Origin of the sequence: Pseudooceanicola aquaeponti, from assembly GCF_050897975.1 — a bacterium.
Classification (GTDB): domain Bacteria; phylum Pseudomonadota; class Alphaproteobacteria; order Rhodobacterales; family Rhodobacteraceae; genus Pseudooceanicola.
In genome coordinates this window covers 113,453-132,038 of record NZ_JBPAXY010000002.1, presented here as the reverse complement: position 1 = coordinate 132,038, position 18,586 = coordinate 113,453, and the positions used below count along the sequence as shown (strand labels likewise).

Here is an 18,586-nt window from a genome sequence, read left to right as displayed (position 1 = left end):
TAGGTCGGGCCATCTTTATGTTGCTAGTGTCTTCAGTCAAATAATGCTCTTCGGGTGGATAGAGCGTAGATCGTCCGATTGAATAAAAGGGCCGGATTTTGCTTGGCCGAACGGACTGCAGCGAAACCTCGACTGCCCATTAACGGCTACTCTTAGCAACGGCGCAAGGTCTGCTCCATAATGAATTCTGATCCGACCCGACAGATTATTGTTCTCTATCACCAGACACGCTACCTTCGGCGGGCCAGTGATGCGGAGCTTGAGCAGCGGCTTGCGGACATCGTGAACAATACCGTGCGCGTCGGTGTTGACGCGCTGATTGTCCCGGTGAAGGGGCAGACGTTCGCTGAGTTGTGCCTTCGGTTGACAGAATGTACGGAAGAGCTTCGCATAAGGCATGGGATCTACTCGGCCAAATTCACGGGTAGGCCATTCAAGGAGATTCTGCCATTCGATGAACCACGCCGGGCAAGGATCAAACGAGCTGCACAGCCGTTCTCAGCCGCTCCCCCACGCTGCCTCCTTCGGTTCGGACGGCTCGACCACATGCAGGGCCTGTACAACGAAGGCGAGTTGATGATCCAACCGGCGAAACGGTTCATGGACTCAGATATCTTCGCCGTTCAGGACGATGAATGTTCGATAGAGGTCAAGGGCATCCTTTCCACTGAGGAAGTCCGTCGCGTGGTTGCCAACCCGCAAGACGTGCCAGACGAAGAGCGTGACCATGTTATTAACATACGATTGAACATTGACGGCTACGGTCTGTACTGCTTGGGGAAGACACCTGAGCTTCGGATGATTGCAGACTGGGGTGCGACAGGCGCGGTGATCATCAACCATCCTGCGGAGTTCGAGAAACGGTTGCTCTGCGCAGTTGGACAGCAGTTCCCCGGTGCGCGATCCTACTTCGCAGATGTGAACTATCTGGACCCATATTTCCCGCCCCCTGGTGTCCCTAACGTGGCCAAAACGAAGCACTTCCGGTACGCATATCAAGACGAGCGCCGACTTATAGTGCAGGGGGCTGATGTGGGGGGAGGGAAGCTCGTTCGCATGGGGCCACTGCACGACATTGCCACCATGGTTCATTTGGACATTTCCTGAGATGAGTTGAAGATGGTTCTGCGTTTTTTGCAGGCACCGCCGATTTCAAACACAGCTAATAGCCCCCTGCTCGACATCTCCGCAGTCGCGAGCAGGCGGCATATCCGCTTACGCAGTGTATAAAGGATGAGCTTGCGTCTGCCGCGAAAGTCGCCTTCCCGTCGGTAGTTCCGGCGCCTGCGGCCATGCTGCGCATGGCACTAATGTCGCGGAAGGGCTGGAAGCCGACATTCGCCGCACCTGGCAAGAACGACTGCTATGGGCTGCTGGCTGCCCTACCTGCACCACGATTGAGGGCGCGGCGGGCAACTAGTTCGACCGCAACGATACGCGACTGCCAAGCCTTCACGCATCAAGATTTTTCCAACATCCACGCCGTCCACTAGCAACGTCCCGCACTGCCGGCCGAAATTGCACTGATCGGTGCCTTCGGTGCCGGGCCTGCAAGAACAGGAAACTCGCCTAAACTCGATCGCCCCAGCACCCCGCACAAGCTGGACCAAACGCGCAGTCGCACGCTGCCCGGCTTTAAGCTCCGCATCGCACGACGGTCTCCAAGTTTCAGGCGCATTGAAACCGACAAGCCGGACGTTCGCATCTTGGCCTCTTATGTCGACTGTGTCGCCGTCTATTACACGTACATCACTGGCGCGAAGTATACGCCCTGCCGACGAGGATGAGGTCACGGCCGCGCCTTTCGAGGAAAGGAGCCTTGATGCCATCCAGCCAGTTCCAAGGCTAGATACTATTTGCGTCCAGCCGCCTTGCTGTCCAACTGCTCGCACCTGCGTGCCTTCTGTCAGGACGCCCATCACATCCGTAGATGTTGATGGCCCCACACGTTGATTGACCCGCGATCCTGTGACGTACAGGAGTTCGGCACTACTTGCCTGTGGTGTCGATGCTACCTTCGGACGATAGTTTGCAGGCCCTGTCGATCCTGATTCAAATAACGAAGCGACCAGCCCGAAAAGTCCCAACACCAAGACAATAGGCAACATGACTTGCCGTTGCGCACGCCGTATAGCCCGTCTTGGGGCCGTGGCTGCACGAGCAATAGACATCGGACGCGCCTTCGGTCGGGAAGGCCTTGGGGTTTTGGCCCAGCTATTGCGATCCGTCCGAGGTTTGGGCGACGTAGTTGGCCCCTCACGATCCAGCTTTAGTATCCTTTGCAACGTTTTGAACTGAGCAGCGCTCAAGCGCGTCTTGGTCCCATACCGATTGAACCGTCGAGCCATATTGTTGAGAAAAGACATTTCCCAATCATTCGACGGACCAGCAGCTAACCGTTCAGCTATGCGAGCCTTGATTAGCTCTGTACGTTCGGGCGAAAATGGCATTGAGGGATAAGACCGGAAACAAATTGCGCGACATCAAGAGACTAGCAAGAGTACCGCGTGGTGCAATCCCGCACCATTCGCTGGTGCTGAGTATCCGCTGTGTCATCGCGGTGACGAAGGAGTGTTAGACAGATTGCTCCACTAACTTCTACGCCGGTCTCAGGCCATATTTGTGTTGTTACAGCTTATGTGCCCGCCTTTAGAGCCAGTGCCTGGCGTCATGCTGCGTCTTGCGCGGATGTCGCGTTCGGGCTGGCTGCGGTCATTCGCTGCACGGTGCATGAACGTCCGCTCCAGCGCTCGCCCCCCCCCCCCGGGGGTACCCTGAAAATCAGGGCAAAATGCTCCTCACCGGTGGGCTAATGGGAACATTCGTGCGCGGCTAATTGGAGAAAAAAGCCCACCTTGTGACCTTGGCAAGGTCATGTCCTGATCACGCTTTGAGGCCGCGTGTGTCCATGAGACGCAACGGCAGGCTCTGTGTCGGGAAGAGGTCCAGCTTTCCCCTGTGCCGAGCTGCAGGTCGCCCCCAGCAGATCCGCTACGCCCGACAGCTCGTCCTTTCATAGGGTGATCCTATTGGCCTCGATGCGCGTCGTCAGCTGCACCGGGGCAAAGGCCGCCATGACTACGGTAGACAGCAAGGCGAAACTGGCCCGCTTTCTCGTCAATTTCATCTCTGCTGAACCCTGCGGTGTCGGCATTCGGACTCTTGGGGGGTCAGGCTGCGAAAGGAGTCAATTCGCCGCAGGATGACGTTCCGGAAAGCGATGACGCTCCCCATGCGGATAGGCACGGGGAGCGTCCTTAGTGCAGGTCTCGGGTCTCGCTTCGCTTACTCGGCTGCGAACTGGTTCATCGTGTTGGCCGCGCCGCCCGCTTTCAGCGCGCGTTCGCCCGACACCATTTCCTTGAAACTGTCGCCCAGGTCCGAACCGACCTCGTGCTGGTGCTTCACCGCCGAGATGCCGCGACGGATCTCTTCGCGCTGCACGGTGCCGACATAGGCCAGCATCTTGTCCTCGCCGAAGTAGCCGCGGCTCAGTTCGTCCATCGACTTGGCGGTCAGGTGGAAGGTGGGCAGGGTGATCAGGTTGTGGAACACGCCCGCCTGGGTCGAGATATCATGCTGGAAGCGGCGCAGCCGGTTGTCGGCTTCGATGCCCAGCTCGGTGGCGTCGAAATCGGCCTTCATCAGCTCGTTGCCTTCGGGGTAGTCGTCCGCGGCGATCTTGCCTTCGGTGATCCATTCGGACCGCACCTGTTTGCGCAGGTTCAGCGTCCAGTTGAAGGAGGGCGAGTTGTTGTAGGTCAGCTTGGCATTCGGCACGACCTGGCGGATCTCGTTCACCATCGAGGCGATTTCCTGCACGTTCGGCGTGTCCGTCTCGATCCACAGCAGGTCGGCCCCGCCTTCGGTCAGCGAAGCGACGCAATCCTCGATCACCCGTGCCCGGCCGGTGCCCGGCTGGAACGGGAATAGGCCGTTGGGAAGGCGGGCGGGCTTGACGAATTCACCGCCCTGATACAGCGCCAGTTCGCCCTCGTGGATTGGATTGGCCTCGGTGATCGGTTCGGTCTTCAGCCACTTGATATACTGCGACGCCAGATCGCCCGGAGCGGTGCTGACCGGGACCTTCTGGGTCAGACCTGCGCCCAGGCTGTCGGTGCGGGCCACGATCACGCCGTCGTCGACGCCCAGTTCCTCGAAGGCCAGGCGGCAGGCGCGCAGCTTCTCGATGAAATCCTCGCGCGGCACGGTGACCTTGCCGTCCTGATGGCCGCATTGCTTGGCATCCGACACCTGGTTCTCGATTTGCAGGCAGCAGGCCCCGGCCTTGATCAGTTCCTTGGCCAGCAGGTAGGTGGCGTGTTCGTTGCCGAAGCCTGCGTCGATATCGGCGATGATCGGCACGACGTGGGATTCGAAACCGTCGATGGCCTCGATCGCCCTGGTCTCGGCGGCGGCATCCCCGGCGGCGCGAGCGGCCTTCAGATCCTTGAAGAGGTCGTTCAGGGCCACTTCGTCGGCCTGGCGCAGCGAGACATAGATCTCTTCGATCAGGTCGGCCACGGCGGTCTTTTCATGCATCGACTGGTCGGGCAGATGGCCCCAGGTGTTGCGCAGACCGGCGACCATCCAACCCGAGAGGTAGACATAGGCGCGCTTGGTGGTGCCGCGCAGGCGCTTGACGCTCTTGATCATCTGCTGGGCGTGGAAGCCGGACCAGCAGCCCAGAGATTGGGTCGACAGGGTCGGGTCGGCATCATAGGCGGCCATGTCGGCACGCATCACCGTGGCCATGTCGCGGGCGACATCCAGGTGGGTGTTGTAGGTGTTCTGAAGTTTCAGCTGCACGATGTCGTCGATGCCGACGCCGCCTGCGGTGCGGCCCGAGGGGTAGCGCGCTTCGGCTTCGGCGCGCAGCTCGGCGTAGGGTTTGCGGTTTGCCATGTCATATCCTCTTTCAGACGTGGGAGCGAAGGGGACGCGCCGGGGCGCGCCGGTGTGGAAGTCTTCGGCAGGGTGGGGCCCACCGAAGGGCGACAGGATGCGGGGCAGGTCCATCATGCGGCCGGTCAGTCGAAGGCGTTCAGCACGTCATAGGCCGGGCCGGTGATGAATGCGGGCGGCTCTTCGGCGGTCACCGCCTCTTGCAGGATGCGGGCGGCCGAGGCGTAGTGACCGCGGTGGAACCCGGTGGCGCCCAGGCGATCGAGGGTGGCGCGGATCTCTTGCTGGAGCATCTCGCCGAACCAGGCGGCGGTGGCGGTGCGGGTCCCGCCCGCGTCCAGCGTCACCGCGACGCCATGGCGGATCCATTGCCAGAGCTGCATCCGGCTGATCTCTGCCGTGGCGGCATCTTCCATCAGGTTGTTGATCGGCACCGCGCCCCGACCGCAAAGCCATTGCGACAGGTAGTCCAGCGCCACTGAGAGGTTTTCACGCATCCCGGCCTCGGTCACCTGGCCGCTGTGCGGCACCAGCAGGTCATCGTTGGCTACGCGCGGATGCTGGCGCGGGATCTTGATCTGGTTGTCACCGGGCATGGTGGCGTCGAAAACCTCCATCGCCACCGGCACCAGATCCGGGTGGGCGACCCAGGTGCCATCGTGGCCCATGTCGACCTCGCGCTGTTTGTCGGCGCGCACCTTTGCAAAGGCAGCGGCATTGGCGGCCTCGTCGCCCTTGATCGGGATCTGCGCCGCCATGCCGCCCATGGCGTGGATGCCGCGCCGATGGCAGGTCTGGACCAGGCGCGCGGCATAGGCGGCGAGAAAGGCGCGATCCATCGTCACCTCGGCCCGGTCGGGCAGGACGTGGCCGGGGTGCGCGCGCAAGGTCTTGATGTAGCTGAAAATGTAGTCCCAGCGACCGCAGTTCAGCCCGGCGATGTGATCGCGCAGCTCCCAGATGATCTCGTCCATCTCGAAGGCGGCGCGCAGGGTCTCGATCAGCACGGTAGCCTTGATCGTGCCGGGGGCGAGGCCCAGGTGCTCTTGGGTGAAAAGGAAGATCTCGTTCCACAGCCGCGCCTCGCGGTGGTTCTCCAGCTTGGGCAGGTAGTAGAAGGGGCCGCGACCGCTTTCGGCCAGCGCCACGGCGTTGTGGAAGGCGTGCAGGCCGAAGTCGAACAGCGCGGCAGGCATCGCGGCGCCGCCGATCAGCACGTTGGCCTCTTCCAGGTGCAGCCCGCGCGGGCGGACGATCAGCACCGCGGTATCGGCGTTCAGGTGGTAGCTTTTGCCGCTGCGAGGGTCCTCGTGGGTCAGGGTGCCGTCGCGATAGTCGATCATGTTCACCTGACCGGCGATCATCGTGTCGAAACGCGGTGCCGAGGCATCCTCGAAGTCGGCCATGAAGACCCGTGCCCCGGAATTCAGCGCGTTGATCATCATCTTGCGATCGACGGGGCCCGTGATCTCGACCCGGCGGTCCTGGAGCGGGGCGGGTACCGGGGCGGCTTCCCAGTCACCGGCACGGATCTCGCGTGTCTCGGTCAGGGATTCGGGCAGCTGGCCCGCATCATAGGCGGCCTGGCGGATGCGTCGGGCGCCCAGAAGGGCCCGGATTTGCGGCGCAAAGGCGGCGTTCAGCGCGTGCAGGAAGGCCAGGGCCTCGGGCGTCAATACGCGGTCGGCGCCGGGCGCGTCGCGCAGCACCAGCGGCGCGGCCTCTGCGGAAGAGATGTGATCAAGTGACATTGGCTGAGCCCTCCGATGGTGGTGCGGGACGAAGCTGCCCGACACCCGGTTCGTAATGTCACCCTAGTAATGTCATCTTGCATGTGCATTATGTATCTGAAATTAAAGGGTAATCCTGTAAGTCTTGTCAGGATGCTCCGCCGCATTTTGTAAGGTTGTCACGATGGCGAAACGCACAGAGAAGCTGATCATCGGCCAGCGCCTGAAGGTCCTGCGCAAGTCGCTGGGGCTGACCCAGGCGCAGATGGCGGAAGAGTTGGGAGTTTCTGCCAGCTACATCACGCTGATCGAATCCGATCAGCGCCCGGCCTCGGCCAAGCTGCTGATGCGGCTGGCGCAGGTTTATGACCTGAACGTGGGCGAGCTGGCGCCGCAGGTGAATGCGCAGCTGGCCTCGGATTTCGATTCTGCGCTGAAGGATCCTGCGGTCGAGGCGGCGGGCGTCACGCGGGCCGAGGTCGAGGCGGTGCTGCAATCGGCGCCCGGTGTGGCCGCCGCGCTGGTGCGTCTGCACAACAAGCTGTCCGAATTGCAGATGAGCGCCCATGCGGAAGAGAACCCCCTGACCGACCGCAACAAGGTCGAGGTGCTGGGCCAGATCGCCCGCCCGGTCGAACGGGTGCGCGACTGGTTCTATGGTACTGGCAACTACATCGACGTGATTGACCGCCTGGCCGAGGTGCAGGCCGAAGAGATGGGCCTGACCCGGTCCGAGCCGCATGTCGCCTTGACCGAACGTCTGGCGCAACATGGCCTGCGGGTGCGCATCCTGCCCGGCGAAGTGATGGGTGGCGCCCTGCGGCGCTATGACCCGCACCGGCGCGAGCTGATGCTGTCGGAACTGCTGGGGCAGGCCAGTCGTCGCTTTCAGATGGGCGTTCTTCTGGCCCGGCTGGAGCACGAAGAGCTGATCCGCGCGACCCTGGCCGAGGCCGGTTTGACCGGCCCGGACGAAGAGGCCCTGGGCCGGGTCAGCCTGTTCAACTATTTCGCCGCTGCCCTGCTGATGCCCTACAGCCGCTTCCTGAAGGCCTGCGAGGCGGAACGCTATGACATCGAACTGCTGTCGCACCGCTTTGGCACCAGCTACGAACAGACCGCGCACCGGATGTCGAACCTGCAACGGCCCGAGGCGCGGGGCATTCCCTTCTTCTTTGTGCGGATCGACCGGGCGGGGAACGTGTCGAAACGCTTCAGCGCCGGGCGCTTTCCCTTCTCACGCTTCGGCGGCACCTGTCCGCTGTGGAACATTCATGGTGCGTTCGAACAGCCTGACCGCATTCATTGCCAGATGATCCGGATGCCCGAGGGCGCGCGGTACTTCTCGATCGCGCGCACGGTGACCCGCGTCGGCGGCACCTTCGGCGCCCCGGCGCAGAAGCTGGCCATCGGGTTGGGCTGCGACGTCGCCTATGCGCCGCGCCTGATCTATGCCGACGGGATCGACCCGGAGAAGGCCGAGCCGACCGATATCGGGCTGAACTGCTATCTCTGCGAAAAGCGGAACTGCGCCTCGCGCGCCCAGGCCCCGATCAACCGGCGCCTGGCGCTGAACGAGCGGGAACGCAGCGTCGCGCTCTTCCGCTTCGAGGGAGAGTGAGCCGGGGGCCGGGACAGGACCGGGCAGGGGACAGGGCGACCCTGGCGGGCCGCCCTGTGCGGATCTGATTTGCCCTGATCGGTAGCGCCCTATGGCGCGCGCCCCGGGCCTGCCCTCAGGCCACCCAGTCCGGCGCGACGGAGGCGGCGATGCTCTTGTCCAGCGCCTCGAAGCTGCCCAGGCCGATGGTATCGTAGAGCGCCTGGCGCGTCTGCATTCGGGGCAGCATCGCCGTGGTGGCGCCGTCGCGGGCCAGAGCCGCGTAAAGCTCTTCCTGGGCCTTGTTGGCGACGCGCAGCGAGGAGACCGGCCAGATCACCATGTCATAGCCCAGCTCTTGGAACTCCTGCGCGCTCAGTGCCGGGGTACGTCCGAACTCGGTCATGTTGGCCAGCAGCTTGACCCCCGGCAGGGCGGCGCGCATTTGGCGGAACATCTCGACAGAGGTCAGGGCCTCGGGGAAGATCGCATCCGCCCCGGCCTCGACATAGAGGCGGGCGCGGGCGATGGCGCCTTCCATTCCTTCCGATGCGGCCGCGTCGGTGCGGGCAATTACGACCATGTCGCGCGCGGCGCGGGTGGCGGCGGCGACCTTGGCGGCCATGTCGGCGGCGGGGGCCAGTTTCTTGTCGTTCAGGTGGCCGCATTTCTTCGGCAAGAGCTGGTCTTCCAGATGCACGGCCCCTGCGCCCGCCTCTTCGAAACTGCGCACCATGTGCATCACGTTCAGCGCCTCGCCATAGCCCGTGTCGCCGTCCACCAGCAGGGGCAGCCCCGAGGCCCGCGCGATCTGGCGGATAAAGAAACAGACCTCGTCGACGGTGATGATGCCCAGGTCCGGCAAGCCCATCGAGGCTGTCATCGCCGCCCCCGAAAGATAGAGCGTGTCGAACCCGGCGGCGCGGGCCTGCAACGCGGCCTGGCCGTTGTGGACGCCCGGCAGGCGCAGGATGCCGGGCCGGGCGAGGGCGGCGCGAAAGCGGCGGCCCGCGCTGACGTCGGGCAGGTCATTGGCAAGCAAATAGGTCATGGGGTCACTCCGCTGCGGCTGCCGAAAGCGACAGGCCACGGCTGCCGCGGGGAAGGAAGGGGCGGTTTTCGGGGCCCACGTAATTGGCCGAGGGTCGGATGATCTTGTTGTCCTCGCGCTGTTCGATCACATGCGCCCCCCAGCCTGCGGTGCGGGCGATGACGAAGATCGGCGTAAACATCGCCGTTGGCACCCCCAGCAGGTGGTAGGAGACGGCGGAATACCAGTCGAGGTTCGGGAACATCTTCTTGGTGTCCATCATCACCGTCTCGATCCGTTCGGCGATGGCGAACATCCTTGGCGCGCGGGCCTCTTCGGACAGGCGGCGGGCGACCGATTTGATCACCACGTTGCGCGGGTCCGAGACAGTGTAGACCGGGTGTCCGAAGCCGATGACGACCTCCTTCGCGGCGACCCGTTCGCGTATGTCCGCCTCTGCCTCGTAGGGGTCGGAGTAGCGTTTCTGGATCTCGAAGGCGACCTCGTTGGCGCCGCCGTGTTTCGGTCCGCGCAGGGCGCCGATGGCGCCGGTGACGGCGGAATAGACGTCCGACCCGGTTCCCGCGATGGAGCGCGCGGTGAAGGTCGAGGCGTTGAACTCATGCTCGGCATAGAGGTTCAGCGTGGTGTGCATGGCGCGCACCTCGGCCTCGGTCGCGGGTCTGCCGTGCAGCAGGTGCAGGAAGTGGCCCGCGACGCTGTCGTCTTCGGTCTCGACCTCGATGCGCCGACCGTTCTGGGCGTAGTGATACCAGTAGAGCAGCATGGACCCCTGGCAGGCCACCAGCCGGTCGATGATGTCGCGCGCGCCGGGGCTGTTGTGATCGGCGGCCTCGGGCAGGGCGCAGCCTAGGGCTGAGACGCCCGACCGCAGAACGTCCATAGGGTGGGCCGCTGCCGGGATCGCCTCTAGCGTTTCGCGCAGGGTGCGGGGCAGACCGCGAAGGGCCCGCAACTTGGCCCGGTAAGCGATCAGCTCGGCGTCGCTGGGCAGGCTGCCGTGGATCAGCAGATGTGCCACCTCCTCGAAATCGCAGGCCTCGGCCAGATCGAGGATGTCATAGCCGCGATAGTGCAGGTCGTTGCCGCTTTGCCCGACCGAGCAAAGCGCGGTGTTGCCAGCCGTGACGCCCGAAAGCGCCACGGATTTCTTCGGTTTCTTGACGGGACCACTCATGATCTTTCCTCCTCAGGACCAGTCGAAAATGCCGCGCGGGCGGGGCGCGCCGAGCTTGTCTGTCGCGACAGTGAAGGTCAGCTGGCCCAGCTCGCCCGCACCCAGATCGGCCAGCCCTTCGGCAGCGGCCAGGAAGCGGGCCTGTTCCTCGGGTGTCAGCACCCCTTCGGACAGGGTCAGGAACTTCTGCTTGTACTGCGCGCGGGCGAAGGGGCGGGCGCCGTCGGGATGGGCGTCGGCCAGGGCCAGTTCGTCCACGATGCGTGAGCCATCATCCAGGGTGATGGTCACACGCCCGCCGAAGGCTTTCTCTTTCGGGTCGCGCGCGTGATAGCGACGGGTCCACTCGGGATCCTCGGCTGTCTCGATCTTGTGCCAGAGCGCCACCGTCTCGGGGCGCTGCGCGCGTTCGGGCGTATAGCTTTTCTCGTGGTGCCACCCGCCGTCTTCCAGGGCCACGGCGAAGATATACATGATCGAATGATCCAGCGTCTCACGGCTGGCGGTCGGGTCCATCTTCTGCGGATCCCCCGCTCCGGTGCCGATGACGTAGTGGGTGTGGTGCGAGGTCTCGATCAGGATCGAGCGCACCTTGGACAAATCGCCGATCTTCGGCCCCATGCGACGGGCCAGGTCGATCAGCGCCTGGCTCTGGTATTCCGCCGAATGCTCCTTGGTGTAGGTGTCGAGGATCGCGCGCTTGGCCTCGCCCGCCTCGGGCAGGGGGACGTGATAGACCGCTTCCGGCCCGCCGAGCAGCCAGGCGATGAAGCCGTCCTCGCCCTCCCAGGCCGGGCTGGGCGCCCCTTCGCCGCGCATCACCCGGTCCACCGCCTCGATGGCCATCTTGCCTGCAAAGGCGGGCGCATAGGCTTTCCAGCTGGAAATCTCGCCCTTGCGCGATTGGCGCGTGGTCGTGGTGGTGTGCAGCGCCTGCTGCACCGCCTGGAAGATGGTCTCGGTGTCGAGGCCCAGCAGGGTGCCGATGCCCGCAGCGGCCGACGGGCCGAGGTGGGCGATGTGGTCGATCTTGTGTTCATGCAGGCAGATGCCCTTCACGAGGTCGACCTGGATCTCGTAACCGGTGGCCAAGCCGCGCAGCAGCGCCGCGCCCGACAGACCGCAATGCTGCGCCACCGCCAGGATCGGCGGGATGTTGTCGCCGGGGTGGGAGTATTCGGCGGCTAGGAAGGTGTCGTGGAAATCCAGCTCGCGCACGGCGGTGCCATTGGCCCAGGCGGCCCATTCCGGGCTGACGCGCGAGGTGGCGTCCAGACCGAAGACCGTGGCGCCCGGCGCATAGGGGTGGCACAGGGCCTGCGCCCGGGCCGACGCGACGGGGCGGCGCGCGACCGAGGCAGCCGCGACGGCGGCATTGTCGATCACCCGGTTGATGATCATCTCGGCGACCTCCGCCTCGACCGCGACGGGGTCGGCGGCGACTTCGGCGATCTTCCACGCCAGCTGGTTTTCACGCGGCAGGTGTTCGGCGGATTTGTAGCTCCGCACTTCATGCAGTTTCACGGCTGTGGTCCTTTGTCGTTAGATCCTGTGCGATGGCCCGGGGCCGTCCGGCCGCATCCACCGCCACCATTTCGAACTGCCCCCGCAGGGCCGCCCGGCGCGTGCCGGTCGACAGATCCTCGGCCTCGGCCTGGACCTCGACCGACATCGACGTGCGTCCGACGCGCAGGACCTGGGCCTGCAGGTTCAGAAGCTCGCCCACCTTGACCGGTGTGGTGAAATCAACCCGGTCAGAGCGCGCCATGACCACCGCACCCCGCGCATGGCGGGTGGCGGCCACGAAGGCGGCCCGCGCCATCAGCGACAGGGCGTTGCCGCCAAACAGCGTGCCGTAATGGTTGGCCTGGTCGGGAAAGACCATTTCGACCATGTGCAACGGTGGTGTGGCGGGGTCTTGCATGGCGGCGCCCTCAGGTGGTTCGCAAACTTGGCAAGATCACCTTTTCATGGTGCGGGCGGGTCTATAAACTACTGAAAAGGCGTAGTTTTGCGAAGGGTCCGCTGTGGGCTTGCGAAGGTTGCGAAGGAGGGGGATGTGAAGAAGGCTTTCATGGGGGTGCGCCTGCGCCGACTGCGCGAGGAGCGGGGGCTGACCCAGGCGGCCCTCGCCCGGTCGCTGGATCTCAGCCCCAGCTACCTCAACCAGCTCGAGCGCAATCAGCGCCCGCTGACCGTACCGGTCCTGCTGAAGCTGAACGCCGCCTTCGGTCTGGACGTGCAGGTGTTCTCGGAGGCGGAAGAGGCGCGTATGTTGCCCGACCTGCGCGCCGCGCTGGCCGATGAAGGGGTCGAGGCCTCTATGGCGGAGATGCGCGAACTGGCCTCGAACATGCCGCAGATCGCCCGTGCGATCCTGTCGATGCAGTCGCGGTTGCACGAGGCGCAGGAACAGGTCGACCTTCTCAGCGGTCGGATCACCGGCGAGGTCAGCCCCGGCCCCGCGCCCTTCGAAGCGGTGCGCGACTATTTCTACCGACAGCGCAACTACATCCCCAGCCTGGACGAAGCCGCCGAGGCCATCGGGCGCGGCTATCGCCCCGGCAAACTGGCCGAGGGTCTGTCGGAGCGGCTGGCCGGGCGGCACGGGGTGCGCGTGATGCTGGAAGAGACACCGGGCCTGAAGCGGCATTTCGATGCGCAGGCCAAACTGCTGCGCCTGTCCAGCCGCCTCAGTCCGGCGCAATCGGCCTTCCAGATCGCTACCCAGCTGGCCTTTCTTGAACAGGGCGGCGAGATCGACCGGCTGACCGGGGGCGCCGGTCTCGATAGCGATGATGCGCGCGCCCTGTTGCGGATCGGTCTGGCGAATTACTTCGCCGGGGCCGTGGTTTTGCCCTACGGCAGCTTTCTGGAGGCGGCGGAAGAGGTCCGCTACGATGTGGAACTGCTGGGGCGCCGGTTCGGTGTCGGTTTCGAGACCACCTGCCACCGCTTGTCGACCCTGCAACGTCCGCAGGCGCGCGGGGTGCCCTTCTTCTTCATCCGGGTCGACCGCGCGGGCAATATTTCCAAGCGCCAGTCGGCGACCGACTTCCACTTTTCCCGCATCGGCGGGTCCTGTCCGCTGTGGAACGTATACGAAGCCTTCGCCCGGCCCGGAGAGGTGTTGACCCAGGCGGCGCAGATGCCCGACGGGCGCCGCTATCTCTGGATCGCCCGCACCGTAACCCATGGGGGAGGCGGCTATGGTGAGCCGGTCAAGCGGTTCTCTGTCGCCCTGGGCTGTGATCTGGCCCATGCGGACCGGATTATCTATGGCCGCGATCTGGATCTGGGGCGTGCCGAAAGCGTCACGCCCATCGGGGCCGGCTGCAAGATCTGTGATCGGGCCAACTGCCTGCAACGGGCCTTCCCCCTGGTGGGACGCCCCCTCGACACTGACCCCGACAGCTCTCGTCGCGCGCCCTACTCGGGCTGAGACAGCCCCCGGGCGCGCGGTCTTGAAGGGGGCTGGCGCCGGTTTGCTTGTCATGGCGGTGCCCAGGCCGCCGCCAAGAAGCACGTTTGCCGCGCCATATATCACGCGCCCCGGAAGGCTTGACCGGGGCGGGCAAAGCCAGCAGAACGCAGCGAGCCCAGCGTTTCCATCGTGCCGCCTGTCATCCGGGCGGGCGCGCCAGGTCCTAAATGACGTGCCGACCGTGGCACCTGGACCCGGAGGCCCTTCATGTCAAAGCCCGCAAACAGGATCTTACGCGAGGCGTTCCTGGAAGATCGGCGACGGTTGCTGCGCCTGTCGCGCCGCTTTGCGGATCGCGACGAGGGCGAAGAGGCGGTGCAGGAACTCTGGCTTCGGATCATGACCGTCGAGGATGAGGTGCAGATCCGCAATCCTGGCGGATACCTCAGCCGGATGTTGATCAACCTGCTGCGCAGCGGGTTTCGAAAGACAGGCACCCGACGGGCGGTTCGCGCCAAGGTCGAGGCGATCCTCGAAGGCGAGGCGGGGATCTCGGCCGAAAGGGTACTCGGGGCGCGGCAGACCCTGTCTCTGGTGGCGCAGGAACTGGATGCCCTGCCAGAGCGCACGCGGCGCATCTTCTTGATGAACCGGGTCGAGGGGATGACCTATCGCCAGATCGCCGAGGCGCTGTCGATCAGCGAGCAGACGGTTCACTATCATATGCGACGGGCGATGGATCGTCTGTTGCCGCTGCGCAAGGAGTTGGACCATGGCGAAGCGTGAGCACGGCGGGCCGGGCAGGCCCCTGTCCTCTCAGGACGACTGGTGCCTGCGCGCGGAGGCGCGGGATTGGTTGACCCTTCTGGCGTCCGGCAAGGTGGATCTGGCAGTGCTGTCGCGGTTCCGGCAATGGCAATCCAGCAGTACCGATCATGCCCGGATCTTCGAGGAAGAGCGCGCATCGCTAAAGGCGGTCACCCGGCAGGCTGCGTGGCTGCATCCGCAGGCGACGCGGCGCCGTGGCCCGGATCGTCGGGCCGTTCTGGGCGGCGCGCTGGCCCTTGGCGCGGTTGGCGGGGCCGCCGTGGTCCTGCCGGATCTGTTGACCGGACTACGGGCTGACCATGTGACCGGGGCGAACGAACGGCTTTCACTCGATCTGCCGGATGGCACGCGGGCCGAATTGAACACCCGCACGGCAGTTGCTCTGACCTCTGGCGCGGAGGGGCGTGGTCTGCACCTGTTGGACGGCGAGGTCTTCCTGGATGTGGCCTCGGCCACGGGGCCCTTCCGACTGACGGTCGATGGGGCCGTTGCCCAGATGCAGGCCGGGGGCATGGCGCTGCGCAGCGGTGAGACCGGGCAGTCGTTTCTGGTGAGCGAAGGCGAGGCCGCCTTGCGGGCCGGACGCCAGCCGTCGCGAGATCTGGGGGCGGGCCAGGGCATCGACTGGCAGGCCGGGGATCCTCTGGGCGCGACGCGGAACATCGACCTGGCAACGCGTCTGGCCTGGCGGCAGGGGCGGGTCATTTACGACCAGACCCCCTTTGGCGAAGCGGCCCGGGATCTCGCCCGCTATCTGCCGCAACGGGTGGTTCTGCGGCCCGGGTTGGGCCCATTGGGCCGGGTCAGCGGGCAGTTCGAAACGCAGGATGCCCGCCCCGCGCTGGAAGCGCTGGCGCGCACTCAGGGCCTGCGAGTGCGCGAGCTGGCCGGAGTCATGCTTCTCATCGCATGATTTTTTCGGAAATCTCTATGGGTGAAATCCATCGGCGCGCGTCATCCCAATGATACCCGGGAAAACGGCAGCCGATCCGCCCCCTGCACCCGCTCCACACACTCAGGGGACATCGTATGAACTCTCACTCTTCCTTTCGCCGGGGCCGATCGCCGCGTCGCGCCGCGGTGCTGCGCGCCTTGATGTCGGCCACCGCCCTGGGCATGGCTACGGGGGCGCCTCTGCTGCTGGCGCCGCTTGCGGCCGTGGCGCAGCCCGCCATGGTCGAGATCGACCTGCCCGCGCTGCCGATGGCCGAGGCGCTCAGCCGTCTTTCACGCCTGACCGGTTTGCAGATTGCCTATGATTCCTCGGTAGTCTCGGGCCTGACCTCCCCGGCGGTTGCCGGGCGGATGGCGCCCAGCGATGCGCTGTATCGCGTCATCTCGGGCAGCGGGCTGGATGCCAGCTTCATCGGCGGCCGCACCGTGTCGATCACCCGCTTCGGGGCTGCGGGAACCGATAACGAAGGCGCGATTCTGCTGGATCCGATCCGGGTGCAGCGCGAGGTCGAGGGTTATTCCGAGGCAACCACCTTCGAGACGGCGGGATCGGTCACCTACTATTCCCCCGAAGAGATCGACCGCTTTCGCGGCACCTCGGTCGGAGACTTTCTGAAGGGCAACCCCGGCGTGTTGAACGGGGACAACCGCAACAGCGGCGCGCTGGACGTAAACGTGCGCGGGATGCAGGGGCAGGGTCGGGTGCCGGTGGTGATCGACGGTGCCTTTCAGGAAAGTACGGTCTATCGCGGCTATTCCGGCATCGCCGGGCGCACCTATCTGGACCCCGACCTGGTAGGCAGTGTTGCGATCGAGAAGGGGCCGAGCAGCGGCGCTGACGGGGCCGGGGCGACCGGCGGTGTCGTGCGCGTGTCGACCCTGAAGCCAGCCGACATCATTCCCGAGGGCCAGAACATCGGGGTGCGGCTGAAGTTCGGGCTGATCGGTAATACCAGCAAGGTCCCCGAGACCTTCACCGTTGGCGCGGGCAATGGCTCTTCCGAGCGTATGGATATGCCCGACGCGCTGGATTTCAGCGCCGGGCGCAGCGGTTCCATCGCCATTGCGCAGCGCTTTGGCAATTTCGAGTTCCTGGCCGCCTATGCGCGGCGCGACGTCGGCAACTACTTCGCTGGTAGCGAGGAAGGCGGGCCCGACAACACGGGGCTGAACCGCTATGGCCGAGGCGAGGAGGTGCTGAACACCTCGCAGGACAACACGTCCTACCTGCTGCGCGGCATTTACAGCTGGGGTGACGGCCAATCGGTCGACCTGGCTTTCTCGCGCTATGAAAGCGACTACGGCGAGCTGATGCCGTCGCAGATCATCCGCTTCAACTCTGGCTGGCAGTCGCCGCTGAGCCATGTAGACGTGGATACGCTAAGCGCGCGTTATCGCTGGAACCCCGAGGCTAATGACCTGATCGACCTGAAGGTCGATGTCTTCGGCACCTCCAACCTGACCAATATCGTCACCGGCTACGGCTTCAGCTTCGGGGGGATACCGCCCCAGGCCGCGCCGTTGCAGTTCGTCAGCGAGTCGAAGCAATGGGGTATCAGCCTGTCGAATACTTCTCGGCTGGATCTGTCGGGGCGACCGCTGACCCTGGATTACGGTTTGTCCTGGCGGCATGAATCGCTTCAGCCGCCGGATAACCTGGAGGCCTACCGTTACGATCACCCCAACACGATGTTCGATGTGGATGGGCGCGATGGCTGGCGCAACGCGGCCAGCGCCTATGTCTCGGCCCGTTTCGAGCCGTCGGACCGTCTGACCCTGGAAGGGTCCCTGCGCTATGTCTTCGCCGAGTCGCAGGACAACTCGGCCACGCCCGCCTATGTCGACAACGGCGCGGGCGGACAGGATCGGGTCAACCTCTACAACCACCAGAAGACCAGCGGCACGGCGCCGATCTTCTCGGCCCTCTACCAGTTGACCCCGGATCTTCAGATCTACGGCAAATATGCCGAGGCCTATCGGACCGCCAGCCTCTTCGAGACGACGAAGGGGTTCAGCGCGGCCCCCGACCCGCTGAGCGATCTGCGCCCCGAACATGCAAAGCTGAAAGAGGTCGGGGTGAACTACCAGCGCGCGGGTCTGATAACCGGCGATGACCTGTTCCAGGCCAAGCTTGCGGTGTTCGACAACCTGATCGAGGACTACATCACCCGGGGCACGCCGCCTGGTGCCAGCTTCGCCAATATCGAACACGCCCGACTGCGGGGGGCCGAGCTGTCGCTGCGCTACGACAGCGCGCGTGTCTTCGCCGAGCTGACGGCGACGCACTACAGCAGTACCGAATACTGCGATGACCAGGGGGTCTGCCTGTCGGGCGGCACGAAGCAAGGCTACGTCCAGTTGCATGTGCCGCCAGAAGACAGCGCGACCCTGACCCTGGGCGCGCGGTTCCTTCAGGAACGGCTCGAGCTGGGAACGCGTATCAGCTACATCGGTGACCGGGCTGCGACCACGGCCAGTTCCTCGACTGGGGGCTATACCACGATGGTCAACTGGGAGCCCTATACCCTCGTCGATGTCTTTGGCTCCTATCAGGTCAACGATCTCATGAGTGTCGATCTCGCGGTCGATAACGTGACGGACCAATACTACATGGACAGCCTGACGCTTGGCCTGATGCCGTCGCCTGGTCGCACCGTGCGGTTCGGTCTGACCGCGAATTTCTGATCCCTGCGGGCCCTAGTCGTCCTGAGTTGATCAGCCAGAACGAGGTCGATCAGCTCAGGCGCGCGCGCGTAAATCAGGGGTATGCTCTTAGGTTCGCTGAACCTGCAAATCTCGGCATAGCCTGCACAAACAGGGAACATTGGCCCTCTGGGGGCAGTGCTTTGGGGCAGTTTCCCTTAATCTGCGTGGGGAGGTGCCCCCTCCTAAGGGGCAGGTTGCAGGTTCGAATCCT

13 protein-coding genes are annotated in these 18,586 nt (G+C 64.6%); 6 read left to right on the top strand and 7 right to left on the bottom strand.

The genetic code is table 11. The features are described from left to right. Positions 1-180: 180 nt before the first annotated feature. On the top strand, positions 181-1,107 hold the full coding sequence (locus ACRARE_RS04290; protein ID WP_432655173.1) for a hypothetical protein: 927 nt from the start codon (positions 181-183) through the stop codon (positions 1,105-1,107). A gap of 275 nt (positions 1,108-1,382) precedes the next feature. Here the strand turns inward: ACRARE_RS04290 and ACRARE_RS04285 are convergent, their stop codons facing one another. From ACRARE_RS04285 to aceB, 3 genes are all read right to left on the bottom strand, one after another. Continuing rightward, complete coding sequence (locus ACRARE_RS04285; protein WP_432655172.1) at positions 1,383-2,108, bottom strand: SH3 domain-containing protein; 726 nt, start codon at positions 2,106-2,108, stop codon at positions 1,383-1,385. 1,177 nt (positions 2,109-3,285) lie between these two features. Further along, entirely contained in the window at positions 3,286-4,905 is a 1,620-nt protein-coding gene (locus ACRARE_RS04280; RefSeq protein WP_432655171.1) for an isocitrate lyase, read from the bottom strand. Between the two features lie 125 nt (positions 4,906-5,030). Then, positions 5,031-6,656, bottom strand: coding sequence for a malate synthase A (aceB, locus tag ACRARE_RS04275; RefSeq protein ID WP_432655170.1), 1,626 nt, complete (start codon positions 6,654-6,656; stop codon positions 5,031-5,033). 163 nt (positions 6,657-6,819) lie between these two features. On the opposite strand from aceB, the gene ACRARE_RS04270 reads away from it, so the two are divergent. Then, positions 6,820-8,256 carry a helix-turn-helix domain-containing protein gene (locus tag ACRARE_RS04270; protein WP_432655169.1) on the top strand — a complete coding sequence of 479 codons (1,437 nt, stop codon included), beginning with the start codon at positions 6,820-6,822 and terminating at the stop codon, positions 8,254-8,256. 115 nt (positions 8,257-8,371) lie between these two features. Here ACRARE_RS04270 and prpB read toward each other — a convergent pair whose 3' ends face one another. From prpB to ACRARE_RS04250, 4 genes are read right to left on the bottom strand one after another with little or no spacing between them, the layout of a single operon-like run. Further along, positions 8,372-9,286: a methylisocitrate lyase gene (prpB, locus tag ACRARE_RS04265; protein WP_432655168.1), complete on the bottom strand. Its 915-nt coding sequence runs from the start codon at positions 9,284-9,286 to the stop codon at positions 8,372-8,374. A gap of 4 nt (positions 9,287-9,290) precedes the next feature. Beyond that, the gene (gene prpC, locus ACRARE_RS04260; protein WP_432655167.1) at positions 9,291-10,463 is read right to left on the bottom strand and encodes a bifunctional 2-methylcitrate synthase/citrate synthase; all 1,173 of its coding nucleotides are present in this window, start codon (positions 10,461-10,463) and stop codon (positions 9,291-9,293) included. Positions 10,464-10,475: 12 nt separating this feature from the next. Beyond that, a complete protein-coding gene (locus tag ACRARE_RS04255) occupies positions 10,476-11,987 on the bottom strand; it encodes an MmgE/PrpD family protein (protein ID WP_432655166.1) in 1,512 nt (503 codons plus the stop codon). Then, complete coding sequence (locus tag ACRARE_RS04250) at positions 11,974-12,387, bottom strand: acyl-CoA thioesterase (protein ID WP_432655165.1); 414 nt, start codon at positions 12,385-12,387, stop codon at positions 11,974-11,976. Before ACRARE_RS04250 ends, ACRARE_RS04255 begins: the two co-directional genes overlap by 14 nt. Before the next feature lie 135 nt (positions 12,388-12,522). On the opposite strand from ACRARE_RS04250, the gene ACRARE_RS04245 reads away from it, so the two are divergent. From ACRARE_RS04245 to ACRARE_RS04230, 4 genes are all read left to right on the top strand, one after another. Continuing rightward, complete coding sequence (locus ACRARE_RS04245; protein ID WP_432655164.1) at positions 12,523-13,905, top strand: short-chain fatty acyl-CoA regulator family protein; 1,383 nt, start codon at positions 12,523-12,525, stop codon at positions 13,903-13,905. Positions 13,906-14,154: 249 nt separating this feature from the next. Continuing rightward, on the top strand, positions 14,155-14,673 hold the full coding sequence (locus ACRARE_RS04240) for an RNA polymerase sigma factor (protein ID WP_432655163.1): 519 nt from the start codon (positions 14,155-14,157) through the stop codon (positions 14,671-14,673). Then, the gene (locus tag ACRARE_RS04235; RefSeq protein WP_432655162.1) at positions 14,660-15,628 is read left to right on the top strand and encodes a FecR family protein; all 969 of its coding nucleotides are present in this window, start codon (positions 14,660-14,662) and stop codon (positions 15,626-15,628) included. Before ACRARE_RS04240 ends, ACRARE_RS04235 begins: the two co-directional genes overlap by 14 nt. A 116-nt stretch (positions 15,629-15,744) precedes the next feature. After that, a complete protein-coding gene (locus ACRARE_RS04230; protein ID WP_432655161.1) occupies positions 15,745-18,354 on the top strand; it encodes a TonB-dependent receptor in 2,610 nt (869 codons plus the stop codon). Positions 18,355-18,586 lie beyond the last annotated feature (232 nt).